Source organism: Kribbella sp. HUAS MG21 (assembly GCF_040254265.1).
Taxonomy (GTDB): Bacteria; Actinomycetota; Actinomycetes; order Propionibacteriales; family Kribbellaceae; genus Kribbella.
On sequence record NZ_CP158165.1, the window covers coordinates 7,255,170 to 7,267,449 of the forward strand.

15 protein-coding genes are annotated in these 12,280 nt (G+C 70.3%); 5 read left to right on the top strand and 10 right to left on the bottom strand.

The genetic code is table 11. From position 1 onward, the window contains the following. Positions 1-19 precede the first annotated feature (19 nt). Complete coding sequence (locus ABN611_RS35035) at positions 20-559, top strand: hypothetical protein (protein ID WP_350276585.1); 540 nt, start codon at positions 20-22, stop codon at positions 557-559. Positions 560-562: 3 nt separating this feature from the next. After that, entirely contained in the window at positions 563-1,159 is a 597-nt protein-coding gene (locus ABN611_RS35040; RefSeq protein WP_350276586.1) for a hypothetical protein, read from the top strand. Here the strand turns inward: ABN611_RS35040 and ABN611_RS35045 are convergent. Genes ABN611_RS35045 through ABN611_RS35085 form a run of 9 tightly spaced genes read right to left on the bottom strand, consistent with a single transcriptional unit; the run spans position 1,141 to position 8,334 of the window. After that, positions 1,141-1,764 carry an acVLRF1 family peptidyl-tRNA hydrolase gene (locus tag ABN611_RS35045; protein WP_350276587.1) on the bottom strand — a complete coding sequence of 208 codons (624 nt, stop codon included), beginning with the start codon at positions 1,762-1,764 and terminating at the stop codon, positions 1,141-1,143. The genes ABN611_RS35040 and ABN611_RS35045 overlap by 19 nt on opposite strands. Before the next feature lie 7 nt (positions 1,765-1,771). Then, positions 1,772-2,164: a metal-sulfur cluster assembly factor gene (locus ABN611_RS35050; protein WP_350276588.1), complete on the bottom strand. Its 393-nt coding sequence runs from the start codon at positions 2,162-2,164 to the stop codon at positions 1,772-1,774. Next, positions 2,157-2,627 carry a Fe-S cluster assembly sulfur transfer protein SufU gene (gene sufU, locus ABN611_RS35055; RefSeq protein WP_350276589.1) on the bottom strand — a complete coding sequence of 157 codons (471 nt, stop codon included), beginning with the start codon at positions 2,625-2,627 and terminating at the stop codon, positions 2,157-2,159. The genes ABN611_RS35050 and sufU overlap by 8 nt, the downstream gene beginning before the upstream one ends. A 1-nt stretch (position 2,628) precedes the next feature. Continuing rightward, on the bottom strand, positions 2,629-3,888 hold the full coding sequence (locus ABN611_RS35060; protein ID WP_350276590.1) for a cysteine desulfurase: 1,260 nt from the start codon (positions 3,886-3,888) through the stop codon (positions 2,629-2,631). After that, a complete protein-coding gene (gene sufC, locus ABN611_RS35065) occupies positions 3,885-4,646 on the bottom strand; it encodes a Fe-S cluster assembly ATPase SufC (protein WP_350276591.1) in 762 nt (253 codons plus the stop codon). The genes ABN611_RS35060 and sufC overlap by 4 nt, the downstream gene beginning before the upstream one ends. A gap of 25 nt (positions 4,647-4,671) precedes the next feature. After that, a complete protein-coding gene (locus tag ABN611_RS35070) occupies positions 4,672-5,010 on the bottom strand; it encodes a non-heme iron oxygenase ferredoxin subunit (RefSeq protein WP_350276592.1) in 339 nt (112 codons plus the stop codon). Then, positions 5,007-6,209, bottom strand: coding sequence for a Fe-S cluster assembly protein SufD (gene sufD / locus ABN611_RS35075; protein ID WP_350276593.1), 1,203 nt, complete (start codon positions 6,207-6,209; stop codon positions 5,007-5,009). The genes ABN611_RS35070 and sufD overlap by 4 nt, the downstream gene beginning before the upstream one ends. Continuing rightward, positions 6,209-7,621, bottom strand: a complete 1,413-nt coding sequence (gene sufB, locus ABN611_RS35080) for a Fe-S cluster assembly protein SufB (protein ID WP_350276594.1) — start codon at positions 7,619-7,621, stop codon at positions 6,209-6,211. Before sufB ends, sufD begins: the two co-directional genes overlap by 1 nt. Beyond that, the gene (locus ABN611_RS35085) at positions 7,618-8,334 is read right to left on the bottom strand and encodes a metalloregulator ArsR/SmtB family transcription factor (protein WP_350276595.1); all 717 of its coding nucleotides are present in this window, start codon (positions 8,332-8,334) and stop codon (positions 7,618-7,620) included. Before ABN611_RS35085 ends, sufB begins: the two co-directional genes overlap by 4 nt. 164 nt (positions 8,335-8,498) lie before the next feature. Here ABN611_RS35085 and ABN611_RS35090 point away from each other — a divergent pair, with 164 nt between their 5' ends. From ABN611_RS35090 to ABN611_RS35100, 3 genes are all read left to right on the top strand, one after another. Beyond that, the gene (locus ABN611_RS35090; protein ID WP_350276596.1) at positions 8,499-9,215 is read left to right on the top strand and encodes an ABC transporter ATP-binding protein; all 717 of its coding nucleotides are present in this window, start codon (positions 8,499-8,501) and stop codon (positions 9,213-9,215) included. A 115-nt stretch (positions 9,216-9,330) separates the two neighbouring features. Further along, a complete protein-coding gene (locus ABN611_RS35095; protein WP_350276597.1) occupies positions 9,331-10,107 on the top strand; it encodes an ABC transporter permease in 777 nt (258 codons plus the stop codon). 19 nt (positions 10,108-10,126) lie between these two features. Further along, complete coding sequence (locus tag ABN611_RS35100) at positions 10,127-11,053, top strand: COX15/CtaA family protein (protein ID WP_350281724.1); 927 nt, start codon at positions 10,127-10,129, stop codon at positions 11,051-11,053. Positions 11,054-11,072: 19 nt separating this feature from the next. Here the strand turns inward: ABN611_RS35100 and ABN611_RS35105 are convergent, their stop codons facing one another. Next, positions 11,073-12,185: a ScyD/ScyE family protein gene (locus tag ABN611_RS35105; protein ID WP_350276598.1), complete on the bottom strand. Its 1,113-nt coding sequence runs from the start codon at positions 12,183-12,185 to the stop codon at positions 11,073-11,075. Between the last annotated feature and the right edge of the window lie 95 nt (positions 12,186-12,280).

The window sequence follows — 12,280 nt, forward strand, 5'->3', positions numbered from 1 at the left end:
AGAGAACGAAAGGGACGACATGGCGTTCGCGGTGGCGCGGACCCGGGACGAGGCGCAGCTGTACCTCGAGCTGCATCCCTGCCCGGACTGCGGTTCGGTCGACGCGCCCTGGGAACCGGCGCTGGTCGACGTCGACGGTGAGCTCGCGTCCAGCTACGCCGCGATCTGTCCGGGGTGCTCCGCCGAACGCGAGTACCTGTTCGGCCTGCCGGCGCGCGAGACGCCCGTGCAGGGCTGGCCGACGTTCGGCGGCCCGGAGCCGTCGGAGATCCTCGACGCGGGCCAGTGGCTGGACGTCGCCGACAGCGCGCTGGCGGCGGTGCCCACGGATCCCGCCGAGGCCGGTAGGGTGCTCGCGATCGCGCAGGCCGCCGTCGCCGAGGTGATCAAGTTCGTCCCGGCCGGCTGGGACGCCGTACCGGAGGACGAGTTCTGGACGCCGGAGGGGCAGGCCGTGCGGGACGCCGAGCCGGGACGCTTCCGGCTCGAGCGGTTGCTGGTGGCACGTGACACGTACGCGGGGATGGCCAGAGAAGTCAGCGGAACAGGAGCGAGATAACCGATGCTGATCGCGCGGAGCCTGTGGGAGGCCGAGGTCTACGTGGCCCTGAAACTCGCCGAGGCCGAGCCCCCGGCCGGTGCGGAACCCAGGCCGGCGCCGCCGCTGGAGCCAGGTCGGAGCATCACCGAGGGCCCGGACGCCTGGGTGTACGCCTCCCCCGTCGGCGAGCTCACCGTGCCGTACGAGTCGGAGCGCTCGTCCAGCCTGACCGGCGCGCACTTCGGGCTCGGCCGGTCGCGGCTGATCGACGCCGCGGAATGGGTCAAGATCGCGCACCTGTACGGCGAGCGCGCGGTCGAGGACCAGATGCACTTCGCGGCCGAGCCGCCGCCGGAGGGCGACGACCCCGAGTACCGCAAGCGCCGCCACTACGTCGAGTTGGGCTGGGAACTGGCCGCCGAGGCGATCGTGCAGGCCATGCAGTTCCTGCCCGAAGGCGCCGACAAGGTTCCGGACACCGAGATCTGGTCGGAGTTCGGCGCCACGTCGGTGGCGAACGACCCGCACCTGGTCACCCGGGCCCGGCTCGAGGAGGACCTGGAGTACTACCGCGGCGTACTGCAAGACTTCCGCGATCTTCACAGCGCGGAGGGCTGATCCACCTCGATCCGGATCGCCCGGGCGTCCGCACCGGCCTGTTCGAGGACCTTCTGCTTCGGGTCCGGGACGCCGAGGAACGGCGGCCGGACCAGGGCGCCGAGCTCGTGCAGCCGCGGGTCGTCGAGCACCGTGTCGACGGCCCGCCGGTCTCCCCCGCAGACCAGTACGTCGAGGTTCGCCGGCGCGAGGATCCGCACCGCGACCTCGGTGGCGGCCGCGAACGCCTCGCGCGCCTGGTTGTCCCGGCGGCGCGCGTAGCGCTGCTGCGACCAGCCGCCGGCCTTGGTCGTGCCCTGCACGTGCCGGGACCCGACCTTCGAGTCCAGCAGCTTGCCGCCCGCGAAGACCCCGGCGCCGTACCCGCCGCGCCGGACGAGCAGTACGCCGAGCCGCCGGTCGACCAGCACATGCGCGACGAGCCCCTCGCGGGACAACACCGCGAGGGGCTCGAACGGTACGGCGACGACAGCGGTGGAGCCGTCGTCGGCGGACAACGTGACGCTCTCCGGCGTCACGTCGTACCGCACCTCACCGTGCCGCTCGCCGAAGCCTGTCAGCCACCTGTCCAACCGCTCCGGCGCGACATGAACTGTGCGGCTCAAGGGCGGCTCACACGTTGAAGCCGAGGGCGCGCAGCTGGTCGCGGCCGTCGTCGGTGATCTTCTCCGGACCCCACGGCGGCATCCAGACCCAGTTGATCCGGAAGTCGTTGACCAGGCCGTCGAGCGCCATCCGGGTCTGGTCCTCGATCACGTCGGTCAGCGGGCAGGCCGCGGACGTCAGCGTCATGTCGATGATCGCCGTGCTGGTGTCGTCGACCGTGATGCCGTAGATCAGGCCGAGGTCGACCACGTTGATCCCGAGCTCGGGGTCCACGACGTCCTTCAGCGCCTCGGTCACGTCCTCGACCTTGGCCGGGGTGGTGCCGGGCTCGTTCCCGGCGTTGGCTGCCTCCAGGTCGACCTCGGGCAGCTCGATCTTCTCGTCGGTCTGGTCAGGCATTGCTCACTCCTTGGTTGGCAGCCCCACTGTTGGCCATGGCTTGCGCGGTGGCGTCCCGCCACGCGGACCACCCCAGCAGGGCACACTTCACCCGGGCCGGGAACTGGGCGACGCCGGCGAACGCGACACCGTCCTCCAGAACTTCCTCGTCCGGTTCGACATTCCCCCGGCCCTGCATCAGTTCGAGGAACTTCTCGTACGTCGCCATGCCCTCGGCGACCGGCTTGCCGATCACCAGGTCCGACATCACCGAGGTCGCCGCCTGGCTGATCGAGCAGCCGACGCTCTCGTGCGTGACGCCCTTCACGGTGTCGCCGTCGAGCTCGACGCGGAGCGTGACCTCGTCCCCGCAGGACGGGTTCACGTGGTGCACCTCCACGTCGTACGGGTCCGCGAGGCCCGCGTGGTGCGGGCTGCGGTAGTGGTCCAGGATGATCTCCTGGTACAGGGCGTCGAGCTGCATATCAGTCCACCTTGAAGAATGACCGGACGTATCCGAGGCCGTCGACGAGCGCCTCGATCTCCTGCGGGGTCGTGTACAGATAGAAAGACGCTCTGGTCGACGATTGCATTCCGAACCGTTCGTGCACCGGACGCGCGCAGTGGTGCCCGGCCCGGACCGCGATCCCCCGGGTGTCCAGCACCGTGGACACGTCGTGCGGGTGCACGCCCTCCAGCGCGAAGCTGATCGCGCCGCCGTGGTCGGTGGCGTCGGTCGGCCCGAGCAGCGTCAGCCCGGGGACCGTCTTCAGGCCCTCCAGCGCGTACTCGACGATCGCGTGCTCGTGCGCGGCGATCTTGTCCATGCCGATCCCGGCCAGGTAGTCCAGGGCCGCGCCGAGTCCGACCGCCTGCGCGATCGGCGGCGTACCGGCCTCGAACCGAGCCGGCGGCGGCGCGTAGGTCGAGCCGGTCATCCGGACGACCTCGATCATCTCGCCACCGCCGAGGAACGGCGGCAGCTCGGCGAGCAGCTCGTACCGGCCCCAGAGGACGCCGATGCCGGTCGGGCCGACGGCCTTGTGGCCGGTGAACACGACGATGTCCGCGCCGAGCGTGGACACGTCGACCGGGAACTGCGGGACCGCCTGGGAGGCGTCCACGACCATCGTCGCGCCGACCGCGTGGGCCTTGGTGGCGATGTCGGTGATCGGGTTGATCGTGCCGAGCGCGTTCGACACCCAGGTCAGCGCGACGACCTTGGTGTTCTCGGTGAGCAGCTCGTCGATGTTGCCGAGATCGAGCCGCCCCTCCTCGGTGACACCGAACCACTTCAGCGTCGCGCCGGTCCGCTCACAGGCCAGCTGCCACGGGACGATGTTGCTGTGGTGCTCCATCTCGGAGATCACCACCACATCGCCGGGCTTCAGCGACGCGCCGAGCGTGTGCGCGGCGAGGTTGAGCGCCTCGGAGGCGTTCTTGGTGAAGACGATCTCGTCGCGGCTGGGCGCGCCGATGAACGCGGCCACCTTGTCCCGGCCGCCCTCGTACGCCGCCGTCGCCTCGGCGCCGAGCTGGTGCATGGCGCGCGCGACGTTGGCGTTGTGCTTGAGGTAGTGGTCCTCGAGCGCCTGGACGACCTGGCGCGGCTTCTGCGAGGAGTTGGCCGAGTCCAGGTAGACCAGCGGGTGCCCGCCCGCGAGCTCGCGGGAGAGGATGGGGAAGTCCGCCCGGACCGACTGCAGGTCCAGCGGACTGCTGAAAGTGGTCCGGGCGTCGGTCACTTCGCGCCTGCCTTCACGAACCGCTCGTAGCCGTTCGCCTCGAGCTCCTCAGCCAGCTCCGGGCCGCCCTCCTCGGCGACGCGGCCGTCGACGAACACATGCACGAAGTCCGGCTTGATGTAGCGCAGGATCCGCGTGTAGTGGGTGATCAGCAGCACGCCCTTGTCACCCTGCGCCGCGAACCGGTTGACGCCCTCGGAGACGATCTTCAGCGCGTCGATGTCGAGGCCGGAGTCGGTCTCGTCGAGGATCGCGATCTTCGGGTTCAGCAGCTCCAGCTGGACGATCTCGTGGCGCTTCTTCTCACCGCCGGAGAAGCCCTCGTTGACGTTGCGCTGCGCGAACTCGGGATCCATCTGCAGGTCGGCCAGGGCGGTGTTCACGTCCTTGACCCAGGTCCGCAGCTTCGGCGCCTCGCCGTCGATGGCGGTCTTCGCGGTGCGCAGGAAGTTCGCCACCGAGACGCCCGGCACCTCGACCGGGTACTGCATCGCCAGGAACAGGCCGGCCCGGGCGCGCTCGTCGACGGACATGTCCAGCACGTCCTCGCCGTCCAGCGTCACCGTGCCGCCGGTGATGTTGTACTTCGGGTGCCCGGCGATCGAGTACGCCAGCGTCGACTTGCCGGAGCCGTTCGGGCCCATGATCGCGTGCGTCTGACCGCCGGCGATGGTCAGGTCGACGCCGCGCAGGATCTGCTTCGGGCCGGCCTCGGTGTCGACCGACACCTGCAGGTCGCGAATCTCGAGTGTCGCCATGAGGTTTCTCTATCTCCGTTGGTTGTTACAGGGAAGCTTGGTTGATGGGGTTCTTCACGTCGACGAGCAGGTCGTCGCCGTCGAGGCGCACGGGGTAGATCGGCACCGGGTCGTACGCCGGCAGGCTGGTCGGCTCGCCGGTGCGCAGGTCGAAGCGGGACCCGTGCAGCCAGCACTCGATCTCGCAGTCGCCGACGTCGCCCTCGGACAGCTGGATCTGCGCGTGCGAGCACTCGTCCCGGACCGCGAAGTACTGTCCCTCGCTCTTCACGACCGCGACCTCGACGCCGCCGACCTCGACCGGGATCACACCCTCGTCGGGGACGTCGGCGACGGCGCACGCGCGCTCGAAGGTGTCGCTCACCGGCCGACAGCCGCCTTCGCCGCGACGCTCAGCTCGGCCGTCCGGGCGAGCTTCTCCTCGATGACGTCGTGCAGGTGCTCGGTGACCTCGGGGACGCCGATCTTGCCGATGATGTCGTTGAAGAAGCCGGCCACCACCAGCCGCCGCGCCGCGTCCTCGGGGATGCCGCGGGCCTGCAGGTAGAACAGCTGCTCGTCGTCGAACCGGCCGGTCGCGGAGGCGTGGCCGGCGCCCTCGATCTCGCCGGTCTCGATCTCCAGGTTCGGCACCGAGTCGGCGCGGGCGCCGTCGGTGAGCACCAGGTTCCGGTTCAGCTCGAAGGTGTCGGTGCCCTCGGCCGCGGCCCGGATCAGCACGTCGCCGATCCACACCGAGCGGGCGTCGTCACCGGCCAGCGCGCCCTTGTAGAGCACGTTGCTCTTGCAGTGCGTGGCCTCGTGGTCGACGAACAGCCGGTGCTCGTGGTGCTGGCCGGACTCGGCGAAGTACACGCCGACGAGCTCGGCGTCGCCGCCCGGACCGGCGTACCGGACGTTGGTGTTGACCCGGACGATCTTGCCGCCGAGGGTCACCGCGACGTGGTGCAGCCGGGCGTCCCGGCCGACCAGCGCGTCGTGCTGCGCGAGGTGGATCGACTCGTGGTCGCCCTGCTGGATGCTCACCACGCGCAGGTCGGCGCCGTCGCCGAGGACGATCTCGACGTTGCCGCTCAGCTCACCGGCGCCGGTGTGGTCGATGATCACGATCGACTTGCTGTGCCGACCGGCCTCGACGACCAGGTGGCTGAACCCGCGGGCGCCGAGGCTCGCGACGTTCACGTGCACCGGCTCGGCCAGCTCGGCCTCGACCGGGATCCGCACCGCCAGCGCCTCGGGCGCGTGGTTCCACGCGACCGCCGCGGTCCGGTCCTGCGGCGTCCCGACCTTGAAGGCGTCGGCGGCGACCGTCTCGATCACCACACCCTCCGGGCCGGACGCGTCGATCTTCGGGGTCTCGGTCCCGGCCGCGTCCTCGAACAGCGCCTTGAGCTGCTTGACCGGCGTGAACCGCCACTCCTCCTCGCGCCCGTTCGGCACCGCGAAGTCGGCCACGTCGTACGACGTCGGCCGCTCGCTGCGGGCCTGGAGCGGGACCGGGGAACCCGGCCCGTGCGAGTGTGCCTTGTTGCCTGTCGCAACAAGAGTTTCAGCGGCGGACATCAGCCGACGGCCCCTTCCATCTGCAGCTCGATCAGTCGGTTCAGTTCCAGCGCGTACTCCATCGGGAGCTCGCGGGCGATCGGCTCGATGAAGCCGCGGACGATCATCGCCATCGCCTCGTCCTCGGCCATGCCCCGGCTCATCAGGTAGAAGAGCTGGTCGTCGCTGACCTTGGACACGGTCGCCTCGTGCCCCATCGCCACGTCGTCCTCGCGGACGTCGACGTACGGGTAGGTGTCCGAACGGCTGATGGTGTCGACCAGCAGCGCGTCACAGCGCACCGTGGACTTGCTGTGGTGCGAGCCCGGCGCCACCTCGACCAGACCGCGGTACGACGTCCGGCCGCCGCCGCGGGCCACCGACTTCGACACGATCGAGCTGGAGGTGTACGGCGCGTTGTGCACCATCTTGGAACCGGCGTCCTGGTGCTGGCCCTCGCCCGCGAACGCGACCGACAGGGTCTCGCCCTTGGCGTGCTCGCCCATCAGGTACACGGCCGGGTACTTCATCGTCACCTTGGAGCCGATGTTGCCGTCGATCCACTCCATGGTCGCGCCCTCCTCGCAGGTGGCGCGCTTGGTGACCAGGTTGTAGACGTTGTTCGACCAGTTCTGGATCGTCGTGTAGCGGCAGCGGGCGCCCTTCTTCACGATGATCTCGACGACCGCCGAGTGCAGCGAGTCCGACTTGTAGATCGGCGCCGTACAGCCCTCGACGTAGTGCACGTAGGCGCCCTCGTCGACGATGATCAGGGTCCGCTCGAACTGGCCCATGTTCTCGGTGTTGATCCGGAAGTAGGCCTGCAGCGGGATGTCCACCTTGACGCCCTTCGGGACGTAGATGAACGAGCCGCCGGACCAGACCGCGGTGTTCAGCGCGGCGAACTTGTTGTCGCCGACCGGGATCACCGAGCCGAAGTACTCCTGGAACAGCTCCGGGTGCTCCTTGAGGCCGGTGTCGGTGTCCAGGAAGATCACGCCCTGGGCCTCCAGGTCCTCGCGGATCTGGTGGTAGACGACCTCGGACTCGTACTGCGCGGCGACGCCGGCGACCAGGCGCTGCTTCTCCGCCTCCGGGATGCCGAGCTTGTCGTAGGTGTTCTTGATGTCCGGCGGCAGCTCCTCCCAGGAGGTGGCCTGCTTCTCGGTGGACCGGACGAAGTACTTGATGTTGTCGAAGTCGATCCCGGACAGGTCGGCGCCCCAGGACGGCATCGGCTTGCGGTCGAAGAGCTTCAGGCCCTTCAGCCGCAGGTCGAGCATCCACTCCGGCTCGTTCTTGAGGGTGGAGATGCCCCGCACGACGTCGGCGTCCAGGCCGCGCTTCGCGACCGCGCCGGCGGCGTCGGAGTCGGCCCAGCCGTACTGGTAGTTGCCGAGGCCTTCCAGTTCGGGGTGAGCGGTTTGCGTCATCGTGCAGTCCTCGCAGATTCGCCGTCGGATACAGGGGAAACCGGGGTGGGCCCGGGGATGTGCGTCGTACAGACACCGTCGCCGTGGGCGATGGTGGCCAGCCGCTGGACGTGCTTGCCGAGGAGTCTCGAGAACACCTCGGTCTCCGCCTCGCACAGCTGGGGGAACTGCTCGGCCACGTGCGCGACCGGGCAGTGGTGCTGGCAGAGCTGGGCGCCGTGGCCCGCCTCCGCCGTCGAGGCGGCGTACCCGTCGGCCGTCAGGGCCTGGGCGAGCACCTCCGCCTTCTTGTTCTCCGGGGCCTGCGACAGCAGGTCCCGGTAGCGCTCCTCCACCTCGGCGACGCGGCGCCGGGCGAACTCCGCCACGGCGTCCTCGCCGCCGGCCTCGGCGATGAACCGCATCGCGGTCGCCGCCAGGTCGTCGTACGCGGTGTGGAACGCGTGCCGGCCGGAGTCGGTCAGCGCGAACACCTTCGCCGGGCGGCCGCGGCCACGGGGACCGTAGACGCGCTCCTCCCGGGACTCCACCAGGCCCTCGTCGAGCAGGTGGTCCAGGTGCCGGCGGACCGCCGCCGGGGTCAGCTCGAGCCGCTCCGCCAGCACCGCGGCGCTGGACGGGCCGTTGGTCAGGATCGAGCGGGCTACCCGGTCCCGGGTGGACTCGTCCCGCGCGGCGCCGGTGACGGCTCCGTTCGTCGCAGGATTTTTCACAACATCAGTGTCGCGTAATTCCCGGGGCCCTTCAAATAAGGCTCCCCTAACCGCTTCCCGCCGACACGCGGCGCACCGGCCGGGACCGTGAGCGAGGTCACTTCTCTCGTCCCAACCTGGAGCGGGGCGAGGGTCCGTTCCTGCGGTTCTCTATGCTGCCGTCTGTGCCAGTCGCGGTGGAGATCGACAACCTCGTCGTGCGGTACGGCGAGAAGACCGCGGTCGACGGCCTCAGTCTCACCGTAGCCGCCGGGACGGTGACGGCCGTGCTCGGCCCCAACGGTGCCGGCAAGACCACGACCGTCGAGACCTGTGAGGGCTTCCGGCGCCCGGACTCGGGCAGTGTCCGGGTGCTCGGCCTGGACCCGCTCGCCGACCACGACGAGCTGATGCCGAAGATCGGCGTGATGCTCCAGGAGGGCGGCGCCTGGTCGGGCGTCCGCGCGGTCGAGATGCTCCGGTACGTCGCCACGCTGCACACCCACCCGCTCGACGTCCCCGCGCTGGTGGAGCGGCTGGACCTGGGCAGCTGCGGGCGGACGCCGTACCGGCGGCTCTCGGGCGGCCAGAAGCAGCGGCTGTCGTTCGCGCTGGCGATCGTCGGACGGCCGGAGATCGCGTTCCTGGACGAGCCGACGACCGGCCTGGACCCCCACGGCCGGCGCGAGATCTGGCAGCTGATCCGGGACCTGCGCGCGGACGGCGTGACCGTCGTCCTCACCACGCACGCGATGGACGAGGCCGAGCAACTGTCCGACCAGGTGCACGTCGTGTCCGCGGGCAAGGTCATCGCCTCGGGCACCCCCGACACCCTCACCGAGCACCACACCAAGTCCCTCGAGGACGTCTTCCTCGAACTCACCAAGCCGGACCGCTCATGACTCTGCTAATGCCGCGCCTCCGGCGCGGCGGGTCACGGGGCTGTGACTCCCCGCCTTCCCTCGTCGCTCCGGTCGCTGCGCTCCCTACGCTCCTCAGTCCAGGCGGGGAGGCCCCGTGACCACTTACGCTCCGCAGCCGGGAAGTGCGCCGTGGCCGCGGAAGGTGCTGGCGCACACGCGGATGGAGTTCAAGCTCCTGACCCGTAACGGCGAGCAGCTGCTGCTGGCGCTGGTGATCCCGCTCGGCGTGCTGCTGCTCCTGGGTGCGACCGGCCTGGGCGAGCGGCTGCCTCTGGGCAGCGGCCGGCCGATCGACGAGGCGGTGCCCCGCGTGCTGGCGCTGGCGGTCCTCTCGTCGTCCTTCACCTCGCTGGCGATCGCGACCGGGTTCGAGCGCCGGTACGGCGTCATCAAACGCCTCGGCGCCTCTCCGCTGTCCCGCACCGGCCTGCTCGCGGGCAAGATCGGCGCGGTCCTGATCGTCCAGCTGATCCAGCTCGCCGTCCTGGTCGGCACCGGGTTCGCGCTCGGCTGGAAGCCGGTCGGCGGCGCCGAAGCGGTGCTCGGCGTGACCCTGACCGTGCTGTGCGGTACGGCGGCCTTCGCGTCGCTCGGGCTGCTGATGGCCGGCGTACTGCGGGCCGAGGCGACCCTGGCCGCGGCCAACCTGCTGTACCTGCTGCTGCTCGTGGGCGGCGCGATCATGACGCCCGTCGACGAGTACCCCGACGGCATGCAGGGCGTCGTACGGCTGCTGCCGAGCGCCGCGCTGGCGAACGGGATCGCGAACTCGACCGTCGAGGGCGTGATCCCCTGGGCCGCGGCGCTGTCGCTGGCACTGTGGGCCGCCGTCCTCGGGTACCTGGTCTCCAGGACGTTCAAATGGGACTGACCTTTAGAGTGTGCCGGTGATGACGACCGAGACCCCGCCCCGCGAGACCGAGCCAGTGACCGGATTCTGGCGTCTGGTGCCCGAGCCGAGCCTGGACGTCGTCCGGCGCTGGGGCTGGGCGTCGGTGGTGGTCAACATCGGCATCGTGGTCACCGGAGGGCTGGTCCGGCTGACCGGATCGGGACTCGGCTGCCCGACCTGGCCGTCCTGCACCGACGACTCCTACGTCCCGCACCCCGAGCTCGGCACCCACGGCGCGATCGAGTTCGCCAACCGGATGCTCGGGTTCGTGGTCGCGATCGTCGCGATCCTCACCTGGCTGGTCGTCATGCGCTACCGCCCGGTCCGGCAGGACCTGCGGCGGCTGGCGACCGCGGCCGCGCTGGGCGTGCCGCTGCAGGCGATCATCGGCGGCATCAGCGTGCTCACCGGGCTGAACCCGTGGATCGTGTCGGCGCACTTCCTGGTGTCGCCGATCATCATCACGCTCACGGTCTCGATGATGCGCCGGTCGCGCACGAGTCCGTACCCGCACACTCCCCCGGTGGTCCGCGCGCTCGCCACCGCGTCGGTGGTGGCGGTCTGGCTGGCCGTCGCGCTCGGCACCGTCGTCACCGGCGCCGGCCCGCATTCGGGTGATCCGGAGACCGGCCGCAACGGTTTCGACCCGGACATCGTCAGCCAGCTGCACGCGGACGTCGTGTTCGGCCTGCTCGGGATCACGATCGCGCTGGTGATCGCGACCCGGGTGACCGCGACCTCACGCACGTTGCGGAAGCTGGCCGCCTGGCTGCTGGCGGTCGAGCTGCTGCAGGGCGCCGTCGGCTTCACCCAGCACTTCACCGGGCTGCCCTGGGGCCTGGTCCTCGTGCACATGTTCCTGGCCGGCCTGCTGATCGCGCTCGTGACGGCCGTGTACGGCGAGCGCGGGACGCCCGCGACCTGAACGGGCGCCCCGCCGTCTCTCAGTACTTCACCCGGTAGACCGCTCCGGGCCCGAACACCGGCGCGGAGACGTACAGCGCGCCGCTCCGGCTGAAGGCCACGCCGCCGGGCAGCGTCAGCTGGTCCTTCACCAGCTCACGCTTGTAACCGGCCTTGTGGTGCTTGCCCGGGTACTGCAGGAATAGGCCGCCCTTCGTCGGGCCGCTCAACTCGAACCTGAGCCAGCTGGCCTTGTCGAGCTCGACGACCGCGAGCGTGCCGCGCGGGCCGCCCGCCAGGTCGACGATCGACGTGTACCCGTCGGCGTACCGCTGGCAGTTGCCCTTCGACGGGTTGACCGGGTCGCAGACCGCGCCAACCGAGCCCGGCTTGATCCGCCAGATCTGCGACGTCCCGGGCGTCGCCGGGAAGCCGCGGAGCTCACCGACGTACCAGTAGCCGTCGGAACCGACCGTCACGGACGTGGCGACGGCCTCGGCCGGGATCGGCGTACCGGCCGGTGGCAGCGGGTTGCCTTCCGGGTCCGTGGCGGGCAGACCGGACGGGACCTTCACCACGCGTGGCTTGAGCTTCGCGACGGTCTTGATGTGACCGTTCGGCCAGACCCGGAGCAGGTCGTTGTTCGCGGCGTCCGCGACCAGGACCGTGCCGTCCTTGAGGGCGGCGACACCGAACGGGTTCGACTCGGTCGGGTGGCCCTCCAGGTCGTACGGGTCCGGGTCCTTCTGCTGGTACGCCGCGATATCGGCGACCTTGACCGGCGCCTTGCCGTACCGCAACCGGTACAGCGTCGAGCTGCCCGGCGCCGGCGGCTGACCCGGTTCACCGCCGGCCCCGGTCAGCGCGTACGTCGTACCCCACTTGCTGGTGTCGATCGCGGGCGGGAACCCGCCGGTGCCCGGGACCGTGCCGAGCTTCAGCGTACGGCGCCCGTCGGTCACGTACACCGAGCCGTCGGACACGGCGTAGATGACCTTGTTCGCCCAGGTCGAGACGCCGCGCGGCCCGTTCAGGCCGGTGGCGACGGGCTTCAGACTCGAGTGCTTGTGGCCGGCCTCGGCCGGTCCCGCGACCAGGACCGACCCGGTCAGCGCGAGTGCCGCGAGCGCGGCGACACGTGTTCGTACCCCCATGCGATATCCCCCTGCTGCAGCGCCTCCCCAGGCGTGGAACCCCCTCCACAGGCAGGAACCCATCGCAACATCAGATCACGATCAGGTCAACGGGA

Excerpts from the sequence above, each read along its gene's own strand:
- ABN611_RS35035 (WP_350276585.1), top strand. The coding sequence starts at position 20 with ATGGCGTTCGCGGTGGCGCGGACCCGGGACGAGGCGCAGCTGTACCTC.
- ABN611_RS35040 (WP_350276586.1), top strand. The coding sequence starts at position 563 with ATGCTGATCGCGCGGAGCCTGTGGGAGGCCGAGGTCTACGTGGCCCTG.
- ABN611_RS35050 (WP_350276588.1), bottom strand. The coding sequence starts at position 2,164 with ATGCCTGACCAGACCGACGAGAAGATCGAGCTGCCCGAGGTCGACCTG.
- sufU (WP_350276589.1), bottom strand. The coding sequence starts at position 2,627 with ATGCAGCTCGACGCCCTGTACCAGGAGATCATCCTGGACCACTACCGC.
- sufC (WP_350276591.1), bottom strand. The coding sequence starts at position 4,646 with ATGGCGACACTCGAGATTCGCGACCTGCAGGTGTCGGTCGACACCGAG.
- sufD (WP_350276593.1), bottom strand. The coding sequence starts at position 6,209 with ATGTCCGCCGCTGAAACTCTTGTTGCGACAGGCAACAAGGCACACTCG.
- sufB (WP_350276594.1), bottom strand. The coding sequence starts at position 7,621 with ATGACGCAAACCGCTCACCCCGAACTGGAAGGCCTCGGCAACTACCAG.
- ABN611_RS35100 (WP_350281724.1), top strand. The coding sequence starts at position 10,127 with ATGACGACCGAGACCCCGCCCCGCGAGACCGAGCCAGTGACCGGATTC.
- ABN611_RS35105 (WP_350276598.1), bottom strand. The coding sequence starts at position 12,185 with ATGGGGGTACGAACACGTGTCGCCGCGCTCGCGGCACTCGCGCTGACC.